Origin of the sequence: Paenibacillus brasilensis, from assembly GCF_009363115.1 — a bacterium.
Classification (GTDB): Bacteria; Bacillota; Bacilli; order Paenibacillales; family Paenibacillaceae; genus Paenibacillus; species Paenibacillus brasilensis.
Window position 1 is genome coordinate 5,382,151 of the sequence record NZ_CP045298.1, and the last position, 25,390, is coordinate 5,407,540.

At 46.7% G+C, this 25,390-nt stretch carries 26 protein-coding genes; 3 read left to right on the plus strand and 23 right to left on the minus strand.

All coding sequences use genetic code 11. From position 1 onward, the window contains the following. Positions 1-51: 51 nt before the first annotated feature. From dnaI to GCU48_RS25605, 7 genes are all read right to left on the minus strand, one after another. On the minus strand, positions 52-1,002 hold the full coding sequence (gene dnaI / locus GCU48_RS25575) for a primosomal protein DnaI (RefSeq protein ID WP_152381912.1): 951 nt from the start codon (positions 1,000-1,002) through the stop codon (positions 52-54). A gap of 6 nt (positions 1,003-1,008) precedes the next feature. Then, positions 1,009-2,022 carry a phage replisome organizer N-terminal domain-containing protein gene (locus tag GCU48_RS25580; protein ID WP_152381913.1) on the minus strand — a complete coding sequence of 338 codons (1,014 nt, stop codon included), beginning with the start codon at positions 2,020-2,022 and terminating at the stop codon, positions 1,009-1,011. 34 nt (positions 2,023-2,056) lie between these two features. Then, positions 2,057-2,455: a hypothetical protein gene (locus tag GCU48_RS25585; RefSeq protein WP_128574146.1), complete on the minus strand. Its 399-nt coding sequence runs from the start codon at positions 2,453-2,455 to the stop codon at positions 2,057-2,059. A 70-nt stretch (positions 2,456-2,525) separates the two neighbouring features. Then, a complete protein-coding gene (locus GCU48_RS25590; protein ID WP_244315965.1) occupies positions 2,526-2,906 on the minus strand; it encodes a hypothetical protein in 381 nt (126 codons plus the stop codon). A 5-nt stretch (positions 2,907-2,911) separates the two neighbouring features. Continuing rightward, on the minus strand, positions 2,912-3,280 hold the full coding sequence (locus GCU48_RS25595; protein WP_152381915.1) for a hypothetical protein: 369 nt from the start codon (positions 3,278-3,280) through the stop codon (positions 2,912-2,914). Between the two features lie 110 nt (positions 3,281-3,390). Beyond that, a complete protein-coding gene (locus GCU48_RS25600; RefSeq protein ID WP_152381916.1) occupies positions 3,391-3,822 on the minus strand; it encodes an ORF6C domain-containing protein in 432 nt (143 codons plus the stop codon). Further along, on the minus strand, positions 3,803-4,942 hold the full coding sequence (locus GCU48_RS25605) for a ParB N-terminal domain-containing protein (RefSeq protein ID WP_152381917.1): 1,140 nt from the start codon (positions 4,940-4,942) through the stop codon (positions 3,803-3,805). The genes GCU48_RS25600 and GCU48_RS25605 overlap by 20 nt, the downstream gene beginning before the upstream one ends. Before the next feature lie 87 nt (positions 4,943-5,029). On the opposite strand from GCU48_RS25605, the gene GCU48_RS25610 reads away from it, so the two are divergent. Continuing rightward, positions 5,030-5,281, plus strand: coding sequence for a YozE family protein (locus GCU48_RS25610; RefSeq protein ID WP_167518786.1), 252 nt, complete (start codon positions 5,030-5,032; stop codon positions 5,279-5,281). A gap of 1 nt (position 5,282) precedes the next feature. Here the strand turns inward: GCU48_RS25610 and GCU48_RS25615 are convergent, their stop codons facing one another. The 3 genes from GCU48_RS25615 to GCU48_RS25625 are packed head-to-tail and all read right to left on the minus strand — an operon-like array spanning position 5,283 to position 6,023. Beyond that, positions 5,283-5,504, minus strand: coding sequence for a hypothetical protein (locus GCU48_RS25615; protein ID WP_152381919.1), 222 nt, complete (start codon positions 5,502-5,504; stop codon positions 5,283-5,285). A gap of 13 nt (positions 5,505-5,517) precedes the next feature. Continuing rightward, on the minus strand, positions 5,518-5,784 hold the full coding sequence (locus GCU48_RS25620) for a group-specific protein (RefSeq protein WP_152381920.1): 267 nt from the start codon (positions 5,782-5,784) through the stop codon (positions 5,518-5,520). Positions 5,785-5,807: 23 nt separating this feature from the next. Further along, positions 5,808-6,023 (minus strand): helix-turn-helix transcriptional regulator, encoded by a 216-nt coding sequence (locus tag GCU48_RS25625; protein WP_152381921.1) that lies wholly within the window; start codon positions 6,021-6,023, stop codon positions 5,808-5,810. A gap of 177 nt (positions 6,024-6,200) precedes the next feature. Between GCU48_RS25625 and GCU48_RS25630 the strand changes: the two genes are divergently transcribed. Further along, positions 6,201-6,806, plus strand: coding sequence for a LexA family protein (locus GCU48_RS25630; RefSeq protein ID WP_152381922.1), 606 nt, complete (start codon positions 6,201-6,203; stop codon positions 6,804-6,806). Between the two features lie 11 nt (positions 6,807-6,817). After that, positions 6,818-7,960 (plus strand): site-specific integrase, encoded by a 1,143-nt coding sequence (locus tag GCU48_RS25635; RefSeq protein WP_152381923.1) that lies wholly within the window; start codon positions 6,818-6,820, stop codon positions 7,958-7,960. A 104-nt stretch (positions 7,961-8,064) separates the two neighbouring features. Here GCU48_RS25635 and glnA read toward each other — a convergent pair whose 3' ends face one another. The 13 genes from glnA to mutS all read right to left on the minus strand — a co-directional run bounded on the left by glnA (position 8,065) and on the right by mutS (position 25,288). Beyond that, a complete protein-coding gene (glnA, locus tag GCU48_RS25640; RefSeq protein ID WP_007430682.1) occupies positions 8,065-9,393 on the minus strand; it encodes a type I glutamate--ammonia ligase in 1,329 nt (442 codons plus the stop codon). Between the two features lie 84 nt (positions 9,394-9,477). Next, entirely contained in the window at positions 9,478-9,891 is a 414-nt protein-coding gene (locus GCU48_RS25645; protein WP_007430683.1) for a MerR family transcriptional regulator, read from the minus strand. An 83-nt stretch (positions 9,892-9,974) separates the two neighbouring features. Continuing rightward, positions 9,975-11,228: a methionine gamma-lyase family protein gene (locus GCU48_RS25650; RefSeq protein ID WP_152381924.1), complete on the minus strand. Its 1,254-nt coding sequence runs from the start codon at positions 11,226-11,228 to the stop codon at positions 9,975-9,977. 115 nt (positions 11,229-11,343) lie between these two features. Next, a complete protein-coding gene (gene hflX / locus GCU48_RS25655) occupies positions 11,344-12,630 on the minus strand; it encodes a GTPase HflX (RefSeq protein ID WP_152381925.1) in 1,287 nt (428 codons plus the stop codon). Positions 12,631-12,750: 120 nt separating this feature from the next. Next, positions 12,751-13,734 (minus strand): AAA family ATPase, encoded by a 984-nt coding sequence (locus GCU48_RS25660; RefSeq protein WP_152381926.1) that lies wholly within the window; start codon positions 13,732-13,734, stop codon positions 12,751-12,753. Positions 13,735-13,848: 114 nt separating this feature from the next. Beyond that, positions 13,849-14,544 (minus strand): YdcF family protein, encoded by a 696-nt coding sequence (locus tag GCU48_RS25665; protein ID WP_152381927.1) that lies wholly within the window; start codon positions 14,542-14,544, stop codon positions 13,849-13,851. Continuing rightward, the gene (locus GCU48_RS25670) at positions 14,541-15,098 is read right to left on the minus strand and encodes a ribonuclease FAU-1 family protein (RefSeq protein ID WP_025716322.1); all 558 of its coding nucleotides are present in this window, start codon (positions 15,096-15,098) and stop codon (positions 14,541-14,543) included. Before GCU48_RS25670 ends, GCU48_RS25665 begins: the two co-directional genes overlap by 4 nt. Before the next feature lie 160 nt (positions 15,099-15,258). Next, a complete protein-coding gene (locus GCU48_RS25675; protein ID WP_152381928.1) occupies positions 15,259-17,916 on the minus strand; it encodes a PBP1A family penicillin-binding protein in 2,658 nt (885 codons plus the stop codon). Between the two features lie 185 nt (positions 17,917-18,101). Further along, on the minus strand, positions 18,102-18,347 hold the full coding sequence (gene hfq, locus GCU48_RS25680) for an RNA chaperone Hfq (protein ID WP_025718194.1): 246 nt from the start codon (positions 18,345-18,347) through the stop codon (positions 18,102-18,104). Between the two features lie 20 nt (positions 18,348-18,367). Next, positions 18,368-19,348 carry a tRNA (adenosine(37)-N6)-dimethylallyltransferase MiaA gene (miaA, locus tag GCU48_RS25685; protein ID WP_152381929.1) on the minus strand — a complete coding sequence of 327 codons (981 nt, stop codon included), beginning with the start codon at positions 19,346-19,348 and terminating at the stop codon, positions 18,368-18,370. Beyond that, positions 19,332-20,183 (minus strand): class I SAM-dependent methyltransferase, encoded by an 852-nt coding sequence (locus GCU48_RS25690; RefSeq protein ID WP_152381930.1) that lies wholly within the window; start codon positions 20,181-20,183, stop codon positions 19,332-19,334. The genes miaA and GCU48_RS25690 overlap by 17 nt, the downstream gene beginning before the upstream one ends. Before the next feature lie 12 nt (positions 20,184-20,195). Continuing rightward, positions 20,196-22,406, minus strand: coding sequence for a DNA mismatch repair endonuclease MutL (gene mutL, locus GCU48_RS25695; protein ID WP_152381931.1), 2,211 nt, complete (start codon positions 22,404-22,406; stop codon positions 20,196-20,198). Positions 22,407-22,468: 62 nt separating this feature from the next. Further along, on the minus strand, positions 22,469-25,288 hold the full coding sequence (mutS, locus tag GCU48_RS25700) for a DNA mismatch repair protein MutS (RefSeq protein WP_152381932.1): 2,820 nt from the start codon (positions 25,286-25,288) through the stop codon (positions 22,469-22,471). Positions 25,289-25,390 lie beyond the last annotated feature (102 nt).

Here is a 25,390-nt window from a genome sequence, read left to right on the forward strand (position 1 = left end):
CCTTTGAACTGATATGCTACCTTACTGCCGCTGCAAGTTCTACACATACCCTTAATCCCTCCGTCTATTTCTACCACCCACCGGCAGTATCTTTACAAATGGTTCTATTCGCTCAAAGATCCGGGCCGCTTTTTTGTCATTCTGTTCACTCGGCTTGCTGTCTTTCACATTCGCCAAGTGCTGTTTCAGCTCACTCATGGTTAAATTAGATGTGTAGATCGTCGTTAGGCGTTCCATACGTCGCTGAAGTATCGGTCCCAGCACTTCATCCCTTGTCCAAGTCGTTAATGACTCGGCTCCAATATCGTCCAATATCAACACAGGAACTGTCCTCAAAGCATCAAGTTTGCTTTCAACGCTCTCTGTCTTTGATCCAATCGCATCCTTGATCTCCAGTAGAAAATCAGGAACATAGACCATCAGTACGCTTACGTCACGCTTAGCCAACTCTTGGGCAATGGCTCCAACAATACGACTTTTGCCTACACCCATTTGACCGTAAAAGTACAAACCTTTTGTTGTTTCACCTGGTACAAATTCATCACAAAAGTTTATTGCCGCCGCAATTGCAGATATCCGCTGCGGGTCAGGTTCAATGTCTTCGAAGGTGGCATTCAGGATGTGATCCGGGATGTAATGGCTCTTGATCCTCTGACCTATTCCTTGTTCTCTTTCGTGAGCGACCAACAATGGACATTTCCGAAGTCGGAAGACTAGTTCGTCACCTTTGGTTGGATTAGGTTCCGCAACGCTTGTATGTCCCTTCTGTTCGTTCTGGCAAGCAAGTAACCCTGGACACTCGCTGCATCTATCGCAATAGGATATATGCTGCGACAAGTCTCTATATCGTTTTGGTTCGGTCAAATCCTCGGTTTGTTCAGGGAATTCACTTTTTAATCGCTGAACCTCAGGATGGTTTGCTAGACGTTCCAGCACCGTAGCCTGTCTTTTAGCAAAACCAGCGGGTATTAATGCCTTTAGTTCTTTGCCGAAGCTCTCCATATGGCATCAACCTCCCTGTTTAGCCCTTAGTTTTGCAAGCATGCTCTGAATGTCCTCTTCGGTATATTCGCTTGGAGGGACTTCTATTTGTGGTTCCGCTTTATCCGGTGAAGGTGTTTCAACCTTCTTGCTCTTGCTGACAACTTCTCGCAATGCATGCAAGGAGAAAATGATAGTCGTGCAATAGCTCAGGCTCCGTATCTCATCGCGCCGATGCTTTGGTTTAAATTTGTCAAAGGACTGGTCAATGCCATCTAAAGCGGTTTGGAGGGGAACGCCCGCAGCCTGTAACTCGTCAATGCTTGTTTCGTCGGCTGCTGTAATGTCCAATCCCTTCCCCCTGCGCTGAAGGTATTTGTTGGCAACAGCGTTGCGATAATCAATATCCGAAGATGATATTTCATCCTGTCCAGAGTCAGTATCTGTTTCAGGAGTGGCAGGATCGGCACCTTGCCGGGAAGACGGTATCCCCTCATCTTTGGAATTGATTTCAGCCTCAGGCGTTAAACAACAACTACTTTCTTTTTCTTGTTCTAAATCTAGTTCTTTATCTGTTTCGTTACTGCCCGTTACTGTAACGTTACTTGTAGCGTTTCCTGTAACATGGTGATTTGCTTCACCTGAACCAAGCTGCTTCTGCTTATCCCGATATTTCTGAACCCTCTTTTTAGTTTGTTCCCTGACCTTCTCCATTCCGTCTACATTCTGATGCTTCTCCCAGTTAGGTAGAAAGAAAGCTCCTTGCTCAGATACTTCCAGCATCCCAAATCTTTCAAAGATGGATAGAGCCATTTTTATAACCGGCAGTGGCCTCTTGATCACTGAAATCAACATATCCTCTGTATATGGAATGGTTTCGGTCAGCATGATGTAACCGCCCATATTGGATCTACCAGTCATAGTCATTAGCTTGAGCCATATAACAATGATCGTGTCAGCTTCGGGCATATCTTCGATGATTTTAATTTTTTCGTCGTCAAACATGCCAGTACTGAGCTTGATCCATTTTATTTCTGCCATGTTTCAACCTCTTCTCAGCTTTTGAATCATAAACCTACCTGTTTGCGCTGGCGTTGTTTCCAAACTCCGCCAGCAGCACCTTTAGGCTGTATTTTAAAGAGTTTATTACCTGGTCATTACTTTCTACAGCATTACTCCAGCGGACCTTATCAGCTTCTGCGTCTGCTTCTTGGAGGCGAAGTTCAATTACCGCTAATTCCGCTCGCTGCTCCCTAAGATTCTCTGCCGCTATATATGCTTCAGCATAAACGCGTTTCCTCTCAGCATATTTCTTCTTATAATCCCTTACGGCTTCCGCTGCCTTGCGCCCCAGGATAATCTGGACTTCGGTCAGCAATTCAATCTTGCGAGCCAGGGTAGCAGGGTAATCATGACTGCACTGATCCGCAAGACTATAAAGCTCTCCGAGCGTATATTGTTTTTGTAGAGACAATGCAGCCACTTCCTTCTATGGACATTTGCAATAAATTCAAGATATGATATAATTCCGCTAGTTGTATTAATCAGATCGTGCTACCAACACGATTTTTTTCTTGGGCTTTTCTAATTTTTCTATTGCGGTCACGGCAATAGTAATTACAGAAAAGCCCTTCTTCTGTTTGAATGGGGAACTTTTGAGCCGAAAAGACTTCTTTCCCGCAATGCTCACAGATCCCTATTCCTTTCCCGGAAATTTTGTATCCCGATGGCTTAGGGGCCTCTAGGCCTTCATATTCTTCGTTTTTGCCTATTGATTGTTCCAACTGTTGCAACTGACTACTAAGACGAATTATCTCGGCATGGATTTCGTTATCGGGCAGCCCGAAGTTAGCAGCGTCAATGCTGTCCTCATATAATTCCCGCAGTTGCGCTCTCAACGCCCTACTTTCTTTTTGCTTGTCCAACTCTCTCAGCTCCATATCTCCGCTTCAAGTTCGGATATTCTAGTTTTTAATCGCCTTTCTTGTTCCTTTAAAGGCTTCATCTTCTGAACACAAACATGATTAGGCCATGGACTATCTGTAATAGCATATTGAGTTTTATAAATGGCCTGAAGCTTTTGTTCAGTAAGTTCTTTTTCCTTTTGAAGAGAAAGCTTTTTCTTATCCTTCTCTGTCAGCTCTAGCGTCTCAATATCTACTGAATGTTGACAATTCAACCAGCGGTGCATGAGTAGTACAGCGGATATAAGTGAATCTGCTGGTTGATCCAACGTAAACTTTTGGCCCTCATCGTCGATGATCGGAATTGAATAAATGGTTTGCGTCTGGCTGCTCATTTCGATTTCGCCTCACGCTGGATATTACGGACGATAATGGCATGCTGTAATGGATTACTAAACCATAACCGAGCCAGCTCAGGCAGCGTCATAGCTGGTCACCTCAATTCTCAGATATAGTCTTCTGGACGAAACTCTTGGACGAAGTAAATTGCATCGTCAAAATCAATTCGGCGGATGTGGCTATACTTTGCCACAGAAAACAAAACTTTCAACTTACTCCAGATCATGCGTCGATATTTCCCAACTGTTTCGTTAAATTTGCCATCCGCTTCCTTGTAACGATCCTTTGTGAGCGCAATGGAACGGGTTCTAACCCCTTGTTGCAATTGATAGCACTCGGTATCAGTCAAAGTAACACTGTCCCGAACCTCTTGGACCATTAGCTGGACTTCTTCAACCTTTTCATTAACATCCTGCTGCATCTTCTTCATTCCGTCCCACAGGCCACGAATGGCAATCCCTTGAGACTCTGTAAGTTGAAGTTGCTTTTCCACCAGCATCATGTAATCCGGTTGTTGATTATTGTTTATCAATGTCATATACTTCTACCGCCTTTCTGCCGTTTACAGCTGGTCTAACTTGGTCTATAAAACGTTGTAACATATCAAGGCTTTCCCCCAATCTCTTTTTCTCACCCATGCTTGCGGCTCCAATTGCGCCTAGCATAAATGATGTGATTCCAACCGTTTCAAGAAATCTTTTTACATGGGTATTTAGTTGTAAGGCGTTGATATTGGACTCGGAGCGAAGCTTCTTCATTTTCAATTCCGCTTGCTGCTCATCAAAATCATCTGTCTTCTGCAATTTCATCGCTTCCAACTCTTCTTTTTTCTGTTGGTAGCCTAATTTCAATTGTTCGATCTTTAAACGTTCTTTTTCCAAATCTTCATTGATTTTGTTTTTCCAGTATTCATCACGTTGTTTAAGCTGCACCTCAGCCTCTTTTTCCTTCTGCCGGATGAACACGGTGGTTTCTTCCTCATGACGCTCTACAGCGGCAGATACGGCCTCTTCAAGTTGGTCCGCAGGAATGGCATCTTTGTACTGTCTTTGCAGCTCAAGCTTGTCAAGTTCTGCTTGCTCTGCTCTCTCCTCGGCTTCACGGACAGCGGCCTCCAAGCGGGCTTTCGTCTCCACGAACGCTTTGTGAGTGCTAATCAATCCCTCATCAAGCTGCTGGATAATCTCAGGCGTGGCATTTTCAGCGATAAATTTTGCCTTGTCATATTGCCTACCAGAACCAAAGCCTGCTTGATCTGCTACAATGTCCCGTACTTGTCCGGTTGGTTGGTCAGGCAAATTTTCCTTCCCCCCAGCCATCCGTTCCTTCGCTTTCATTCGCTCGACTTCCTCAAGCCGTCTGGCCCACTCGACTCGCTCGCTAAACGTGAATTCCTTGCGATGTTCGTTCTCGCTGATCTCAAGCTGGAGTTGATGTTCAAAATCCTTTATTTCCATGACTCTGACCGTTACTTCCGTTCGTCCGAGAAATTGGTGCGCTCTCAACCGCCGCTCTCCTGCAATCAACTGATAATCTGGTGTTACTACAATAGGGTTAATGAGTCCGTTTTGTTCTATATCTTGAGCCAGTTCTTCAATTCCACCAAAATCTTTGCGGATTCGGTCATTGACTTTGATTTTGTTAATGTCAATTTGCAAGTTGGATTCTCCTTTCTTTACATCCCCTCTGTGATAAAATGAAAGTTGTTGAAGCTTATCAACTCATCAAAGGAAAGAGGTGTTATTTTGAATAGGTATTCTCGTTCGTTAGTTGTTGATGGAGTAGAAATTCCTTGGACGTTTAAAATTTGGTTATCTAATTTTAAAAAAGCAGAACTTCCCATAGGATCTTTAGCAGTAGATATATTGAGAGATAAGAATTTTCCTGATAATGATTCATTTAATGAAATATTTGAGTATTTACAATCACAAACAAACGATCCTGATATATTGGAAACATTCAAACTTGTTTGGAATTTCTACCAAGCAAGTACGTAAATTAATTTTTAATAACTAGAACTTCTTTTGCTTCCACATAGACATCATCATTAGATAATTGATTTTTATGGTATTTCCTTTTAAGTTCGTAGGGTTGATACAGCCCTACGGATATTTTTTTGACTCCTGGTCTAGTTGCCAGTTCATTGATCAAATCATCCGCGCTTACATTCTTTAAATCAGGCAGTCTGTTATCCAGTTGTTCTATATTGGGTGTAGTCATATTGTCTCTCCTTTCAGTAGGTTTGTTCTTTGAGCCACGCTTCTAAAAACGCTCTTGTTTCCTTGGCCGGAAAATACCATTTTCCGCCGATTTTCCTTTTCTTAAAACGTGAATCATGGAAGAAAGTAGACTGAATCGTATCCCAACTCATGCAAGTACGCTTCTTCAGTTCCGCCGTGTCCCAGAATACAAATTCTGAATCGACTTCCTTTACCAATTCTGTAATTTGCTCACGTGCAATTTTTTTAATCTCAATTTCATCGACTTTAACGGAAAGCATGTCTCAATCCCCCTTCTCTCGAATCAACTACAGATTTTCTGTAGTTTCTTATCAAAAAAAATAATGTCCTGCATGTTCAATTTTGTCAGCTCGACAAAACGAGCGGCTGTGTTCATCCTAAATATCTTACGGTATTTTTCGTATTGGATATAGGTTTTTTCGGACATCCCGAGCTTAGCCGCCATTTGAACCTGTGTATAGCCGCCTAAAATACGAGCCTGCTCGATTGTAAATTTCATAACATCACCTCCGTGCTATCAATCTACTACAGATTTTCTGTAGTTTCAAGTCATAAATTCAGATTTTCTGTATTTTTGTATTCTTTTTTTGTTTTGTATACAGAAAAACTGTACATAATTACAGTATTGGTGTATGATAATGCTAAGAAATAGCGATCACGCTTGGAGGTCAATATTGTGAAGGTCGGAGATATCATTAAAAGTTTAAGGAAAACCCATAAAATGACACAGGCCGATTTGGCGAGAAAGCTGAGTGTCGCCCCTACAGCCGTGTCCGCATGGGAAAGGAACGAAAATCGTCCATTGATGGACAAGCTAACTGTACTGGCTGAAATTTTTAATGTGCCAATCACAAGATTTTTCGAGACCGAAGAATACGATCTCCAACCAGTCAAAGAATCGGATATGGTCGAGCTGCCTATTGTCGGAAAGATATCCTGCGGCGCCGGAGAGATTGCATACCAAGAGATTGAGGGGTATGAACCGACGTTGAATCAATGGGTTCAAGGAGGTGAGTATTTTTATTTGAGAGCCAAGGGAGACAGTATGACAGGCGCAAGGATTTTCGAGGGCGACCTACTTTTGATTCGGAAGCAGGAAGAGATTGAAAATGGAGAGATAGCAGCAGTGCTTATAGGAGAAGAAGCATATCTTAAACGCGTTTTTAGAAGCAACGACACTTTGATTCTGCAGAGCGAGAATCCGAAATATCCACCAATCGTTTGCCCGCCTGCAGAGGCTAAGATTATCGGTAAATTGAAAACCATAATCATAAAACTTTAGGAGGATTTAAAGTGGCAAGTTTCAAAAAACACGGTACTGGATGGGAATATCGGTTAAGGTACAAAGACCCTTTCACGCAGAAGTTTAGAGAAAAGTCAGGGCGTGGATTTAAGACGAAAAAAGAGGCCGAGCTTGCCGCGCAGGAATTCGAGCGTCAATTAGCGCGAGGCTTGGAGATTGCAGACGTTCCGCTGATTGATTACCTGAATGCCTGGATGGATAAATACAAGGAAGGCTCTGTACGAAAGAACACTATCAAACTGCATTGGAACAACATTAAAAACCACATTACCCCTTATTTTCAGAAGCTTATGTTACGAGACCTTAAACCCGAGATGTATCAGACGTTTTTAAATCATCTGCTCAACGAAAAAGAGTTAAGTAAACGAACCGTTGAAATCGTTCACTCAACCATGCATAATGCCCTGCAGAAAGCAACAACGATCGGTAAGGTAGAGAAGAATCCGTGTATCGGGGTCGAGATTAAAGGTGAGAAGAAAAAACGCGCTGTTAAATTTATCGATTCCACTCACATACCGACGTTTTTACGGCAGGCCCATAAATATGGTTATGTGTATTGGATATTTTTTAAGGTTCTTATCGAAACCGGCATGCGAAAAGGGGAAGCAGCCGCGTTAAAATGGTCTGATATAGATTTAAAGAATCGAACTATCACGATTGACGAAACACTGGATTTCCAACCCGAAAGCGATGAAGAACTATTTGGCGATCCTAAAACATTCCGCTCGGATCGTATCATCACAATCAGTCAATCATTGGCTAACGATTTGAGATATCATGCCAATTGGCAGAATCAAAACAAAATCAGCCTGGGAGACGGACTGTATAGACACGATTTGAATTTGGTCCTTTGCCGGAATGATGGTAGCCCGATGCCCAAATCTAGCTTATTTAATGCCTTTGAGCGCATCTGCCCGCGTGCCGGTCTGCCGAAGTTGCCAATCCATTCCCTAAGGCACACATACACAGTTCTTGCCCTAGAAGCCGGAATGGACGTGAAATTCGTTCAGGAGCAGCTCGGACACGGCAGCAGTCAGATAACGCTTGACGTATATTCCCACATTTCAAAAAAGCTCGAGGCAAAAAATATAGATCAGTTCGAGGAATATACAAAAGGCATTCTTGGTAAATAATTTGTGGGCATTTTGTGGGCGCCCTCCTCTTCTTTGATGAATAATTCAAATCACCCACATAACAGAAAATCCCTCAACACCAGATGTGTCAAGGGACTCCAAGATTAATAAAGCGTCAGATATTGATCACGTTCCCACTGGTGAACCTGTGTGCGATACATGTCCCATTCAATTTCTTTAAGCTCGTAAAAGTAAGCCAGAGCATGGTCGCCCAGTGCGTCGGAGATAACTTCGCTCCGAATGAGCTCAGACAAAGCTTCCTTCAAGTCCGCGGGCAGGCTTGGAATGCCTTCTTCGATACGCTCTTCCTCGGACATAACATAGATGTTACGGTCAATCGGAGCTGGCAGAGGCAACTGGCGCTTGATGCCATCCAAACCAGCTCTCAGCATCACAGCCAAGGCCAAATAAGGATTTGCAGCCGGATCAGGATTACGAACCTCGACACGTGTACTCAGGCCACGAGATGCAGGAATCCGAATCATCGGACTGCGGTTACTTGCAGACCAGGCAACGTAACAAGGCGCTTCATAACCTGGTACAAGACGCTTATATGAATTCACTGTTGGATTCGTGATTGCGGCCATTGCACGTGCGTGCTTGAGAATACCAGCCATATAGTGGCGGGCTGTTTGACTCAATCCGAGTTCGTCCGTTTCATCATAAAATACATTCTCATTTTCCTTGAACAACGACTGATTACAGTGCATACCGGAGCCATTCACACCAAACAATGGTTTTGGCATAAAGGTAGCATGCAGACCATGCTGACGCGCAATCGTTTTGACAACAAGCTTGAACGTTTGAATCTGATCGGCAGCTTTGATTGCATCCGCATATTTAAAATCAATTTCATGCTGACCAGGTGCAACCTCATGGTGGGATGCTTCAATTTCGAAGCCCATTTCTTCAAGCTTAAGAACAATTTCACGACGGCAGTTTTCGCCCAGATCCATCGGTGCCAGGTCAAAATATCCGCCTTGGTCATTCAGTTCTGTGGTCGGCTCGCCTTTTTCATCTGTTTTAAACAGGAAGAATTCCGGCTCAGGTCCAACATTCATCGAAGTATATCCCAACTCTTCCGCTTCCTTAAGTACACGTTTCAAAATACCGCGTGGGTCACCTGCAAATGGAACTCCATCAGGTTTGTAAATATCACAGATCAAGCGAGCTACACGATCTGAAGTTACCCAAGGGAACACAACCCAGGTGTCCAAATCTGGATATAAGTACATGTCAGATTCCTCGATACGCACATAACCTTCAATGGAAGAACCGTCAAACATCATTTTGTTATCCAATGCTTTTTCGAGTTGGCTAACCGGAATTTCAACGTTTTTAATTGTGCCCAGCAAGTCTGTAAACTGCAAACGAATAAAGCGAACATTTTCTTCTTTCGCAATCCGAAGGATATCTTCTCTGGTGTAACTCACACTAACCTCTCCCTTTCTGTAGCGACAGTATTCAGCTATTCCATAAATTTCTTAAATGATAAGTTCAAGATGCAAGATATAGCATTATCTTTTATTGAAAAAACGTGATAATTCACCTTGGATCAGGGATACCTGTCCCGGTCTTTTGCCTGCCACAAGCTGTTGCTTCAGCAAGCGGTGAAGCTGAGTATCGGACATTTCACGACGTTTGACTTCCGTGTCTGCCGTAATAACCGTAGCCTCCTCCGATTCTTTGGTAACCGGATTCATGACTTGTTTAATTCCCGCAATGTTAACACCCTTTTCAATCAACGCCTTGATTTCAAGCAATCGCTCTACGTCATTAAAAGAAAAAAGACGTTGGTTACCCGATGTACGGGCAGGAACTATCAAGTTATGCTGTTCATAATAACGAATCTGACGTGCTGACAAGTCCGTTAGCTTCATGACAATACCTATTGGAAACAAGGCCATATTTCTGCGAATTTCGTCGCCCATTTGTCATCAACCTTCCAGTGATCTTTTATTCACCTTATTGTACATTTAGCTGATGCAAAGTGTCAATGACATGTTAGAAAAACTCACAATAATTTACGTTCTTTCATTGTTTGCAGGGCCATAAGTACTCCATATTTCACATGAGAGTAGGTTAAGCCCCCTTGCATGTAACCAATATAGGGTTCACGAATCGGTGCATCTGCGGATAATTCCAGACTTCCCCCTTGTATAAAGGTACCGGCCGCCATGATAACCGGATGCTCATAGCCTGGCATATTCCACGGCTCAGGTACCACATGGCTATCCACAGCGGCAGCACGCTGAATTCCCTGCACAAAAGCGATGAGATGCTCTGGTCCGCTAAAAGAGATTGCCTGAATCAAATCTGTGCGCTCCTCATGCCAAGCCGGCTTAGTCTCAAAGCCCATTTCTTCAAAAACCGCAGCTGCAAATACACTGCCTTTAATCGCCTGCCCAACCAGTGTTGGAGCAAGGAATAAGCCCTGAAAAATACCTCGTGTGGTGCCCAGCATCGCTCCTACTTCTCCGCCAATTCCAGGTGCTGTTAGTCGATAGGCTGCCAGCTCTACATACTCTTGTTTACCGCAGATATAACCACCCGTTTCGGCAATGCCGCCACCGGGATTTTTAATCAGCGAACCTGCCATCAAATCGACACCAACCTGAGTAGGCTCCAGCTTTTCGGTAAATTCTCCATAGCAATTGTCTACAAAGACAATGACGTCAGGTTTTATCGCCTTTACACGCGCTGTCATTTCCTTGATATCGGCTACACTAAAGGAAGCTCTCCAATCATAACCACGTGAACGCTGGATACCGATCACCTTGGTATTGGCATGAATTGCAGCCTCCACCGCTTCCCAGTCCACTTTTCCTTCCGCTGTTAAGGCTGTTTCTCCATAAGTAACACCAAAATCCTGTAATGACCCTGTTCCATCGCCGGGCTTGCCAATCACCTTGTGCAGCGTATCATAAGGCCGCCCGGTGATATACAATAGTTCATCCCCCGGACGCAACACACCAAATAGAGCTGTTGCGATCGTATGGGTTCCCGATGCAAAATGCGGACGCACCAACGCTGCTTCCGCACCGAATACATCGGCATAAACCTCTTCCAGCACCTCACGCCCCCGGTCATTGTAGGCATATCCCGTAGAACCTGCAAAATGAAAATCACTCACTTGCTTCCGCTGGAAAGACTGAATAACCTTCCACTGATTTGCATCAACGATATAATCTATGTGCTGTATACGTTCCTGTATTTTTCGTTCTACCGATTCCTGAATTTGCTGAATTTCCGGACTAAAAACTACCATTTTACCTGCTTGACCCTCTCTCTTACCCAGACTTAGGCTATTATTGTTATATTACTGCTCGCTTTGAACGATGATCCATTCTAATCATTCATTGAGCCAAAAACGTCATCAGATGTTAAGCTTCTGTGAACTCGCTAAGCGCATGACCATACTTTTCATATTCGCCTCTTTGAATTTCTACCTCATATATGACATCATTACCGTCATACTCTGTCAGCAGCACGTCTCCGATTCGGTACAGCACCGATGTCAGGTCGCCACGTCCCGCAGGAATGCGGAATCTCAGTGTATCTCCACTCAAATGCTCTTGAACCAGCTCACGGATACGCAGCAAATCTCCTTCATCGAAGGAGCTGATTTTCAAATAGCCTTCCCCTGAAGGAAGCATTTCCAATTGCTCAGGGGTACAAGCGTCCTTTTTGTTAAACAAGACAATCTGAGGCTTGTCCGCAGCACCCAGCTGCTGCAAGATCGTCTCTACAACTTTCATCTGTTCGTCGCGCATGTCCGAAGAGGCGTCCACGACATGTAAAATAAGATGAGCTTCATTAGCCTCCTCCAGAGTAGCCCGGAAGGAAGCTACCAAATCATGAGGCAGATTTTGAATAAATCCGACCGTATCTGTAAGAATAACCTCCTTGCCACTTGGCAGTTCCATCGTTCTGGAGGTAGGATCCAGCGTTGCAAACAGCTGGTTTTCAATATATACGTCAGCTGCCGTCAGTTGCTTTAACAGCGTTGATTTGCCTGCATTAGTATAGCCAACCAGCGCTACCTGCACGATACCACTCTTCTGTCTACGCTCTCTGTGTAAATAGCGATGTCGGGTTACCTCTTCCAGCTGACGTTTCAGATCACTGATACGGTCGCGGATATGACGACGGTCTGTTTCCAGCTTGCTTTCACCAGGACCACGCGTTCCGATTCCGCCCCCCAGCCGTGATAGGTTTTTACCATGTCCAGACAGACGCGGCAGCAAATATGACAGCTGTGCCAGTTCAACCTGAATAATACCTTCACGTGTTTTCGCACGCAGGGCAAAAATGTCCAGAATAAGTTGTGTCCGATCAATAATTTTGAGATCCAGGCTTTCTTCCAGATTTCGTACCTGGGCCCCCGATAGCTCTTGGTCAAAAATAGCTGTATTTGCCCCGAGTTCCTCGGCCACCGCACGTAATTCCTCTACTTTCCCTTTACCAATAAACCATTTGGAGTCTTTCGTCTCCTTGTTCTGGGTCAGGACGCTAAGCACTTCAACCCCCGCTGTCTCAGCCAGCTTCACCAGCTCATCCAGCGAATATTCCGTATTGATGCCAGAACGTTTGACTTCGTCCGTAATCAGACTGACCAGTACCGCCTTATCCTGTATTTCGGTTTGTGTATCATGAGTGGAGTTCGCCATTTTGTTTGCTCCTTTATTTTCATATCAACCCTCGAACAGAGACCGACCTGATATTCAGGCCGGCCCCGTTCAATGTCGTGCAATTCGATGTGATTTAAAGATTCAGATTCCCATTATCGCCTATCTTTTGTCCAATTTCAAATCCTCTGGACGCAGTGTCATCAATTCCTGCTTTCCGGGCTGCCCGCTTCTGTACTGATTGAGCAGCCTGACAGCCTGATGACGAATTGCTTTTTCAATCACGTTACGGACATAACGTGCATTACTGAATGCATGAAGACTGTCATTGCGCTCGTTTAGCAAATGCTCCTTCATTTTGAGTATGGATTGGGGCATAAGAATATAATCCCGTTCCTTAGCCATCATCTCGGAGATTTGAATAAGCTGATCGACGGTATAGTCAGGAAAATCCAACTGGATCGGAAAGCGAGAAGGCAAACCTGGATTTGTTCGCAAAAAAAAGTCCATTTCCCCCGAATACCCAGCGAGAATCAGAATAAATTGATTTTTTTGGTCTTCCATAGCCTTTACCAGGGTATCAATCGCTTCTTTGCCGAAATCCTTTTCCCCTCCGCGTGCCAAACTGTAGGCCTCATCAATAAAAAGCACCCCGCCGAGAGATTTCTTCACCAAATCCCGTGTTTTTTGCGCAGTGTGTCCAATATACTCCCCTACCAGATCAGCTCTTTCTACCTCAATCAGATGACCTTTGCTCAGCACTCCCATTTTTTGCAGCATTTTAGCGATAATGCGGGCTACCGTCGTTTTCCCCGTACCAGGATTCCCTTTGAAAATCATGTGATATACGTGTGCATTACTCAGCAATCCCGCATCCGTGCGCATATGGGTAATTTGCAAAAAAGCATATACTTCAAATACCAGGTCTTTGATGTTATCCAAGCCAACGAGATGATCGAGTTCTTTCTGAATTTCCTGATAAAGACTGAGATACTGCGGTAGCGCCTGCGACTTGGTTGAAGCTGCTGCTTCCTTCTCGTCCACAGTCACCGAAGCTATCGGCTCCGGGCTACGCAGCACGACATTGATTTGTCTGGAAGGTCTCTCCTCCGACCGCTTGCCCGCGGCGATTCCCCGTCCGTTCATGCATCCATCACCTCAACATTTCTTCAGGCACAGCTTACCCTATTAATGTATTCGGTCCGGCATGTCCTTATTAGCACAAAAGCAACGGGAATACACACAAGCATTTCTGCCCGCTCAGGCCAGCCAAGTTTGAACGCTGGTCCACCACCGTTGCAGCGTCCATTTAGCGTGAGCCAGTACTTCTCTCGATTGATGAAGCGGCATGTTCAGAACTTTGGATTCCGTCAAAGCCAGCTGAGGATGGTCGAAATTCAAAAATTGAGCGATCTCCATCGCGCGAGGGCCATGATAGCTATGGGTAATGATCACAGTCGAGGTCCAGCCATACTCATTCATAATTCGCTGGCTGTACAGCAGATTTTCAAAGGTGCTGGTCGCATGGTTCTCCAGTACAATATGCTGGGCAGGGATACCCCTATCTACCAAATAGCGTTGCATGCCTTCGGCCTCTGTATATGGAAAATCGGGCTTATCCAGCCCTCCACTTACAATCAGACGCTTTACGGTCCCGTTGCGGTATAGCCGCAAGGCTTCTTCCAGCCTCTCCTTTAATCCGGGGCTGGGCTCTGCTCCCCACATGGAAGCCCCCAGCACAATTCCGATTTGCGCTTGCTGAAGCGGACTGGTGGAGGCGGCTGTATTCATTTTCCAAACTTGGGCGCCTGCCCATACCAATCCGATCAGCAGAACAATCAGTAAGCAAAGCACAAGGCGCTTGAGTAGGATAAATCTTTTCCTCGAGCTTCTTAGCCTGTTTGGAGGATCAGCGCGTTTTGGCCCGATATTACCATTCCACTGCAAAACCTTCACCGATCCCTCTTGAAATCACCGTTGTGAAACCATTCTGCACGGTGTTTCAATGACATTTTAAAATAGGGGAACATGTGGGCATCTATCCGACGCAGTACATCAGCCGCTGTACGATTAGCCAATTCTGCCTCTTGCGTTGAAATATGACCACGTTGCAACGCTTCCTCAAGCTCATCCTCATCCACCAAAAAGATTTCACCATTTTTAAGCACTACGACATCCAAATACAAATCGTCAAACCAAGGCACACCCTGGTCGGTTACACCCTGATTTCGGCAGGTATCAATGTACCATTCCACAATCTGATCCCGATTGTCAAACATAGCCGTCACTACATAATGCTCACCTTTTGGATAATATTGCAGCCAGGAATAACCTTTATCGGCTATGCAAAACGTATGACCACCGTAGCTTTTCCATAACGGCTCCTTGAGACTCAAAATGGTATACAGGGTCACATATCCTGTAAACGCGTCACTTTCAACATACCGGCAAGCAAACTTGCGATTCGTTATTCTGCGCCAGTTGGCCCGGTCTCCGAATTTGCGCTTCATAAATGATGTTCCTCTCCAACATTGGTAAAACCAGCTTACCATATTTAAACTTTACACTCAAAAAAGATAATCTTGCTACAACAAAAAAGGTATTCTCAGACCTTAAAACGGTCCGAAAATACCTTTAGCTTAAAACAAGTCAACTTACATCAAGCATAGCTTAATCATTTCGGTTGCGATGCCCACGATTGGAGTTCGAATGACCATTGGAATTATTTTCCTGGCTTCCGTCCACCGGGATTCCTGTAGTAGATGTACCAATATCATTCGGATTAACCGTCGTATCACTATTGGTAGTCCCTGTATCCGGTATAGTTGTCTGACCATTCCCTTGGTTCATATCACTTCCGTTACCAGGGCCGCCATTGCCTGTGCCCCCAGTACCATTTCCACCGGTGTCCCCAGGAATCGTTGGAGTTTGATCCGTGCCGGTGCCGTTATCATTACCACCAGGAAATGTATTTCCCTGATCCGTGCCATTTTGGCCATCAGTAACTCCACCGTTGTCCGGTAAGGATTCCCCCTGACTGGGATCGGTTCCCTGATTTGGATCTACCGGGGTCGTCTCTGCAGGCACTTCCACACGAATCGTATTGGAAGCTTCGGATTCTTTACCATCCGCCCCATAGGCGACTACATAATATTCATACGTATTTCCAGGTACAGGAGAGGTATCTTCACCGCTCGTACCTTTCATAGCCTCCATAATCGGCGTAAAGCCTGCATCGGAGCTACCTTTACGATACACACGGTATTGTACATTATCTCCAGTCGCTGCAGTCCAGGATAGAGATACAATTTGCGTATCCTGACTATAAGATCCGTTCAAACCGCTTGGGGCAGTAGCCTGAACAGTCTCCGTCGGTTTCTCCTGGACTGGCGGTTCATATCCCTTCGGCTGGGAGAATTGCGTAACCGGATGTCCTTTGAGAGCTTCACTCATGACCCTGCCAAAGAAGGCTGCAGATTGTCCGCTGTAGTTTCTTAGCATATGCCTACTATCCGGCTTGTCATATCCCATCCATACGGCTCCGGTATACTCTGGTGTATAACCGACAAACCAGATGTCCCGGTTGCCACTGTTGCCGCTAATTCCACTTTGGGTCGTACCCGTCTTACCAGCTACAGGCCAGTCAATACGCGCTTTGCGTCCTGTGCCGCTATTAACTACATTTTGCATCATTTGTGTCATTTCATAGGCCGTTTTCTCACTCATTACAGGTTTAGTTTGCTCTTCGTGAGTATAAACCACTTGATCATCACTATTGTTGATTTGCTTAATGGAGTAAGCCTTTTGGAATTGTCCTTTATTGGCAAAAGCGCTATACGCCTGTGCCATTTCAAGGGTATTGGTCCCTTTGCTTAATCCACCCAATGCAATAGCCAGCGAGTGATCATTCTTATCCATCGGAATGCCCAGGCTTTCAGCGAATTGAACCCCTTTTTCCACGCCGATTTGGTTCAGCAGCCACACTGGCGGAATATTTTCAGAAGTTGTAATCGCATCGGTCATACTGATGGTCGATGAGTAACCGTGCAAGTTTTTCGGGCTGTACCCGTTAAAGCTCTGTCGTTCATTGCTTAAAGGGGTATCCATGGTAAATTTGCCGGATTCAAGAGCCGGCGCATACGCCGCAATAGGTTTAAAGGCCGAGCCTGGCTGCCTACGGCTTTGCGTTGCGCGGTTAAAGGTTCCCTTTTTGTAATCCCGTCCGGGTGCCATTGCGGCTATTCCGCCCGTTTGGTTGTTGATAATCACCATAGAGGCTTGAACAGGCTGATCGTCCGGACTTTTTTCGAACATATTATCATCCGCCATCGCCTGATCCAGTGCATTTTGAGCCTGGGCATCCATGGTTGTATGAATTTTATAGCCCCCAGTAATCAGATCATTTCCGCTAACTCCTGGCAGAGCATCCTCTGCCTCATTCATCACATACTCCATAAAATTCTGATACTTCTGCACTTTTTCCGGCTGCTTGTAATCGTAATTTACAGCCTTTGCCTCTTCCATCTCTTGCTTGCCAATCATTCCCTGTTCGAACATCAACTGGAGAACCACCGCACGCCGGGCCTTAGAGCTTTCCGGATTACTGATCGGGTTGTATTTGGAAGGCCCTTTAGGAATAGCTGCCAATGTAGCGATCTGCCACAACTTTAATTGATTTAAATCTGACACTCCAAAATAACCTTCTGACGCTGCTTTAATTCCTGAATACGAGCGTCCAAACCAAATCCGGTTCAAATAAAGCGTAATAATTTGATCCTTATTCAAATTCCGCTCCAACGCCATTGCAATGGATACCTCGGTCGCTTTACGGAAAAAGGTTTTGTCACGCGACAGAAACAGGTTTTTGGCCAACTGCTGGGTCAGCGTACTACCGCCCTCCACTGCTGAACGGGCTACGATATCCTTAACAGCCGCCCGCCCAATAGACCAAATATCGACACCCTGATGCTCATAGAATCGTTTATCCTCAGTGGCCACAAAAGCTTTTTTAAGCAAATCTGGAATTTCTTCACTTTTGACAGGATCGCTTTTTTGTACAGACAGCTCACCCATGAGCACATTGTTGCGATCATACACCTTCGATGTCTCATTCACTGTAATTTTATCCTTGTTGGCTTTGTAAATCTGCTCGCCATTGACCATGACGAACAAGTATCCGGCAAGTGCGCAAAATATGGCTAACGCCGCCGTAATAAACAGCGTCCACCCAATTCGCTTACCTGTAATTTTCTTTTTCTTGCCCTTCGGCTTCTCTTTAGGTGTGTTTCTATTGCGATTGCCGGACCTGGACAATGAATCGTTTGGCATTCCCCTGACTCCCTTTCGCGAATAATCATACGTTGCCGAACGTGTACCTTTCTGTCGGCAGCATCAAATCAAAACGGAATGAAAAGAACAACCCTGTTCAGGTTGCTCCCGGTCACATTCCTATACAGTTAGACGAGACGGACGCTCGAAAAGTTTCATCAATCCCGGCGACCGTCAAGCCCTAATCAGTTTTCGCTGATATTATCCTGTTGCTGTACAAGCGATACATTCCGTTGCGGTGAAAAGGTGGATATAGCATGCTTGTAAATCAGCTGTTGCTTCCCATCGGAGTCGATAACAATTGTGAAGTTGTCAAAGGCCTTAATGGTTCCCCGCACCTGAAATCCATTGATGAGGTATACCGTGACAGGTATAGAATCCTTGCGCAATTGATTCAGAAACGTATCTTGGATATTAATAGACTTGTTCATTTTAGCCGTACCCCCAATAATCATTTGGATTGTTTTGAAGTATATTCAAGGTCTGTCCGGAACTTTCCTGCTATGATTTCGTGTATTTGGGCTGCATGAGCAGAAAAATTTCCGAAATCAGTGACATCTACCCACTGGATATCCTTCATATGGCGAAACCACGAGAGCTGTCGCTTCGCAAAATGACGCGTATCCCGTTTTAGCCAAGTCACCGCTTCTTCCAAAGACACCTCTCCCCGCAGGCAGGAGGATATCTCTTTATAGCCTAGACCTTGCATGGAGATGGCATCGCTTCGCACTCCCCGTTCCATTAAGGAGGCTACCTCAGCTACAAGCCCTTGATCGAGCATCCCGTCGATTCGGTCTTCAATACGTTTATAAAGCATTTGCCTATCCATTGTCAAACCTACGATGCACAATTGGTAGGGAGATTCCTTTTTTTGACTGGCCAGTTGCGAGCTGAGTGTCGTTCCGCTAACATGGTAAATTTCCAATGCCCGAACGACACGACGACGGTCATTGGGGTGCAAACGACGTGCACTTTCGGGATCAACCGCCTGTAGTCGGGCATGTAGCGCTTCGGCTCCAAACTGGTCGGCATAGTCAAGCTGTTCCTGACGAAATGCTTCATCTGCACCCACCTCGGAAAACTGGTATTCATAGCAGACCGATTCCACATATAAACCTGTTCCGCCTACGATAAACGGCAATTTTCCTCTAGCATGAATATCCGGTATGAGACGACGGCAATCTTCCTGAAATGCAGCTACTGAATATGGGTATTCAGGCTCATGAATATCAATTAAATGGTGCTTGATTCCTTCCATTTCCTGTTTGGAAATTTTGGCTGTTCCAATGTCCATATGACGGTACACCTGCATGGAATCGCCGGAAATAATTTCCGCATCAAATTGTCGTGCCATCTCAATGCTTAGTTTCGTCTTGCCGACTGCCGTCGGGCCAACAAGAACAAGTAGTTTAGGCTTAGATGCCGCTGTCAATATCAATCACTCCGTACACTGTTTTCGTTGTGCCCCGTTGCTCCACATGGAAGCCGAGGCGGGTAAATTCCCCACTGCCCCGTTTTTCCTTCAATACAATTGTTTTCCGTGCAATCCGCTTGGCCTGAACAATACTTTCCTCATCTAGCGCGTCTGGGTTAGCCAATCCTCTCAAGGGACCGATTGCGCTGGAATCGAGCAAAGGATCGCGGAACATCGGGTCAAAATAAATAATATCTATACTGCGATCCGGCAAGCTTCGCAAATAGTGCAGATGATGATCAAAACGAACATCAATGCTGGAAAAGGCCTTATCCACCGCAGAATTACCGGAACGGTAATGTCTCATTCCGCCCTTTATTAATGCATAGACGGGGAAAGAGCTTTCCACAGCAGTTACCTGTCCTGAACTTCCGGTTCCAATTGAAAACAGAAGGGAATCCGTTCCAAGTCCTGCGGTGCAATCCAGCACAGTATCGCCCGGAACGAGCCTGGCGGCAGTCAACATCGGGTCAGGCTCACCTTTTAATACCCGTTTAGCACGAATGAAGCCCATACTCGGGTGAAAAGCCATCGGTGGCTGTTCCGGGCCAATCAGCCTCACTCCGCCCTGCACCAGTACCAGAGCCTGATGGACTCTATGTGCAGCGATTAGCTTAGCTACCGATATGCCACGGCGGGGGGCGTAGAGCACCCCCAGCTCGGCTGCAAGCAGCTCCGCTCGATGCACAACCTCAGCCGAGGGAGAATCTCCCGTCGTCACCAGTAATTCAGCTTGCTTCTCACGAAGCCTCGTCTGCTTCTCTTCTTCACGGTTTTCCCAATCCTGCAACATATTTATACTCCCTTACATTACTCTTTTAAACAATTTCTCCAAATCATACGTGGAAAAGGAAACGACGATAGGACGCCCATGAGGGCAAGTGTATGGCTGTTTGCACGCTGCCAAACGCTCTAGCAGAACGACGGCCTGTCGATCGGTCAGCTTCTGGTTGGCTTTAATCGAAGCTCTGCAAGAGCACATAACTGAAGCTGCCTCGCGCAGCTTGGCAAGATCAATGGCCTTTTCCTCCAGTACCCATCCGGCCATTTCCTCAATGACATCCGCTTCCTCCCCTTTGGGAAGCCAGTATGGATAAGAGGTGACACGGAAGGTTTGACCGCCAAAATGCTCCAAATACACTCCCGCCTGTTCAAACCAGTGTAGCCTCGTTTTCAGCTTTTCCGTCTCGGAAGGCGTAAAATCCAGTGTAATCGGCAGGAGTAGCTCCTGCGATACAGATTCGGGATTGCCGAATTTTTCATAATAAAACTCGTAATTGACCCGCTCATGCGCAGCATGCTGATCAATTAAATACAAGCCCTGATCGTTCTGCGCGATAAGATAAGTTCCGTGATGCTGACCGATCAAATTCAGCTCAGGAAAAGCGGGCAGCTCGGGAGCTTCACCAGACACCGCTGCCAACTGCTCAGCATTCAGCCGTGACTGAGGCTTCTGGTCGGCAAAATGGCGTGAATCCAGAGCGTTTCCCGCACTTGGAGACACAGAAGCATGATAGGCAGCAGAAGCAGCCGTTTCCTGAACGCCTCCGCTGTATTCTGAAGATGTGCCCATTACAGCCCCATCGCCTTGCATCTCTTGAGCACCGGGAGACTGCATAGCAGAATCAGGAAGTGACACGCCCCCGCTTCCATTGTTTTCATCCACAAAATCTGCATCCAGCTCTTCATCGCTGACATTTGTCCCTGAAAGAGCCTTTGCCCGATCAATAGCAGGAGCGCCATCCCTGTAAGGACGCTGTTCACGATCCGGGCTAACTCTGCGGCTCTCTTCATTTCCACTCAAGCGATTGGATTGACGCGGGTCCTGTCCCTTTTGCGAGGCCCCGGAAAGCGGCTGTGCCTGCCCCCGGTCTTCCCCGGAAGAAGCAGAATCTTCCGGATTATTTCCCGTGCCGTATCCAGTACCATGTCCAGTACCATGTACCTTCGAGAAATGGAACTGCTCTTGTACAAACGAGCCACTATCCTTGCCGCCGATTTCGCGTTTGACAGCCTTAGGAATCAGCACCTGTTGGCCTAAAACAGCTTTTACCGAATCCTCAACCAGCTGAAACAGTTCGGCTTCCTTGCTGAACCTCACCTCCAGCTTGGCGGGGTGAACGTTGACATCCACCAATGAGGGGTGCATCTCCAGCTGGATCACAGCCAGCGGATAACGATTGATTGGCAACAAGGTATGATAAGCCTTCAACAACGCCTGATTGAGCCCGTAGCTGCGGACAAACCGCCCATTCACTACGGTTGAAATCGCATTCCGATTCGATCTGGTCCACTCCGGACGGCTGACAAAGCCGCTTATACGGTAATCGAGGCTCTCTCCTTCCAGCAGCAGCATGGACTTGGCCGCAGAAGTTCCGTAAATCGCGGCAATCACCTGCAGCAGATCACCATTGCCCAGCGTTTGCAGCAATGTATTGCCGTTATGTCGCAAGGTAAAGGCCACTTCCGGGTGCGAGAGTGCCATTCGGTACAGTACATCCGAAATGTGACCAAGCTCTGTCTGGATCGTTTTCATATATTTCAGCCGTGCCGGCGTATTATAAAACAGCTCCCGAACGGTAAAATCCGTCCCTTTGCGGGCGGCTGCATCCTCGTGCAGTACCAGCTTGCCGCCCTCGATCACCAATTTACGCGCGCGCCCGTCATCTCCGGCTGCCGTAAGCAGCTCCACTTTCGATACAGCGGCGATACTCGGCAGCGCTTCGCCCCGAAAGCCCAGACTCGTAATCTGAAACAGGTCGCGGCCATGTCCGATTTTGCTGGTCGCATGGCGATAAAACGCCGTTTCCACGTCTTCAGGCTCAATGCCACTGCCGTTATCCGTAACCCGGATACTTTGCAATCCGCCTTCCTCTACCCACACGTCCACACGTGTACCGCCTGCATCAATCGCATTTTCCACCAGCTCCTTCACGACGGAGGACGGACGTTCCACGACCTCTCCAGCAGCAATCTGGTTCGCAATATGCTCATCCAGTACCCGAATTTTTGACATCCTCTGAACTCCTCCTGACTTTAAAGTGTGATGAAAAAAATTTAAACTGCTCAATTTTTTTACTACAGGCCGTTGGCCTTGTTTTTCAAGTCATTTAACAGCTGCATCGCCTGCAAGGGAGTCATGTTCATGACATCAGCATTTTTCACCTTGCGTAAAATTTGGCGCACAACCGGATTAGTCTCAGCCGTATCTGACTGCGACTTAACCGGGGCAAGCTCCTGCTCTCCGAAAATAGACAGCTGTATCACTCCGTTTGCTCCCTGCTCTAATGCGCTGAAATCTTCCGTAGCCTGCGCAGTATCCTCTTTTACAAGGGTGGCCTGCTGCGATAGAGACTCAGTCTGTGATACAACCGCTCCCTTTTCACGCAAAGTCTGGGCTGCATTGTCCCTGTTCACAGACGAAACAGCCTCTGTCCCAGCGAGTGTACGATGAGCTGTACCATCCTTCGCTCCCGCTATGGTCTCAGTGCCCGCCGTTACTTGAGCTGCAGCTTGCTCAAAGCCATGCAACAACCCATTTGCACGCTCAATAATGTTACTTGGCAAACCTGCCAGCCGGGCACAATAAATGCCGTAGCTGCTGCTAGCTGCTCCCTGTATGAGCTTACGCAGGAAGTTCACCTTGTCGCCGCTTTCCTGTACGGCCATGGAGTAATTCCGCAGCGAAGACAGACTTTGCTCCAAATGAGCCAGCTCATGAAAATGCGTAGACACCAGCGCTTTACAGCCAATGGTGTCATGGACAAATTCGATGACCGCCTGTGCAATCGCCATCCCCTCACTGGTGGACGTACCGCGTCCAAGTTCATCAATGATGATCAAGCTTCGTGGAGTGGCCTTCTCCGTCATCACTTGGATATCAGCCATTTCCACCATAAACGTACTTTGCCCGCCGATGAGATCATCCGCTGCGCCGATACGTGTGAAAATACGATCCAGCATCGGCACTTTAGCATGTGCAGCCGGGACGAAGCAACCAATTTGAGCCATAATTGCAATAAGTGCGACCTGACGCATATACGTACTTTTACCAGCCATGTTCGGACCGGTGATCAGTAAAATATGGGCATCCGCTTCCTCCAGTGCGGTACCGTTGGCAATAAAACTGCCATCCTTCATTACAGCCTCCACGACGGGATGCCGTCCCTGCTCAACCACGAAATCGTAACCCGTTGTCAGCTCAGGTTTCACGAAGCCGCGCTCCGCGCTCACGGATGCCATCGACTGATATACGTCAATTTCAGCTACCTGCTCTGCCAGCTTTTGCAGACGGGGGATTTCCGCGTTCAGCTTACTGCGAAGCTCGGAGAAAAGCGTGTACTCCAGGTCGACCATTTTATCCTCGGCTTCCAAAATCAATGATTCCTTTTCCTTCAGCTCTGGTGTAATATATCGTTCCGCATTCGCCAGCGTCTGTTTGCGTTCATACCGACCTTCCGGTAATGAAGCCAAATTGGATTTGGTCACCTCGATATAATAACCGAACACTTTGTTGTATCCGATCTTGAGCGACCGGATGCCAGTTGCTGCACGTTCCTTGGCCTCCAGTTCGGCGATCCAGCGCTTGCCATTCACACTCGCCTCACGCAGCTCATCCAGACGCTGATGGTAGCCTTCCTTAATGATTCCACCGTCCCTCACGGAGATTGGCGGCTCATCCGCGACCGCCTCCTCAATCAACGCACATAGATCTGTACAGCTATCCAGCGTTTGCGCTATCCTTCTCAGCGTCTGTGAGGGCGATTCAGCGCACAGCTCGCGCAATGCCGGAATCCGGGCCAGCGACAGCTTAAGCGCGACCAGATCGCGTGCATTAGCACTACCAAAGGCAATACGTCCAACCAAGCGCTCCAGATCGTAAATCTCTTTGAGCTGATCACGCACATCCTCACGGAAAATGAACTGGTGGTATAGCTTGTCCACCGCCTCCAGCCGTTCCTCGATCATATGGCTGTTCAGCAGCGGCTTGTCGATCCAACGGCGCAGCAGACGCGCTCCCATTGATGTCTCCGTCCGATCCAGCAGCCACAGCAGCGAGCCTTTCTTGGAGCGCTCGCGGACCGTCTCCACCAGCTCCAGGTTGCGACGGGTAAATGGATCCAGGATCATAAAGTGATTCGGCTCATACACTGAGATTTGGGTCAATTGGCCTAACGATCTTTTTTGCGTTTCATTCAAATAAGCAATCAGACGTGATACACACTGTCTGCGTTCTTCCGTAAGCCTTGCCCACGTGGCTTCGCCGAATTGGTCCCGCACAAGATCGTCCTTGGATTTGTCCCAAGCCGTATAGACAACTCGCCGTCCAACGGGTGACAGACGGGACGTCACGAAATCGAGCAGGTGACCATCCCCTAACATCTCGGACGGCTCGTAAATGTTAATTTCATCCAGTAACCATTCTTTTGAATCCGGCACGGAGGTTACATACAGCTCACCTGTTGACAAGTCGCACGCTGCCAATGCCAGCATCCCGTCCGTCTCCGTAACACATACCATGTAGTTGTTGGACTTGTCGCCCAGTGCCTTGCCTTCCATTACTGTACCCGGAGTCACAACGCGGACGATATCCCGCCGCACCATCCCCTTTGTAGCTGAGGCTTCCTCCATTTGTTCACAGATGGCTACCTTGTAGCCCTTCTCAATAAGGCGCTGTATGTAATTTTCCGCCGAATGATAAGGCACGCCGCACATCGGAATTTTTTCCGCGGCGCCACCCTCACGGCCGGTAAGTGTAATTTCCAGCTCTTTCGATGCAAGAATGGCATCATCAAAAAACATCTCGTAAAAATCTCCCAGGCGGAAAAACAAAAATGCATCTTTGGCCTGCTCTTTTATAGATAAATATTGCTCAATCATCGGTGTATATTTGGACATCGTTTGCTAACCCCCACACTTTGTTCCGTCTAAACGAGTAATAACTTTCATTATAGCAAAAATGACAGTCGATAACATGAAAGCATCCCGGTCGTCGTCGGC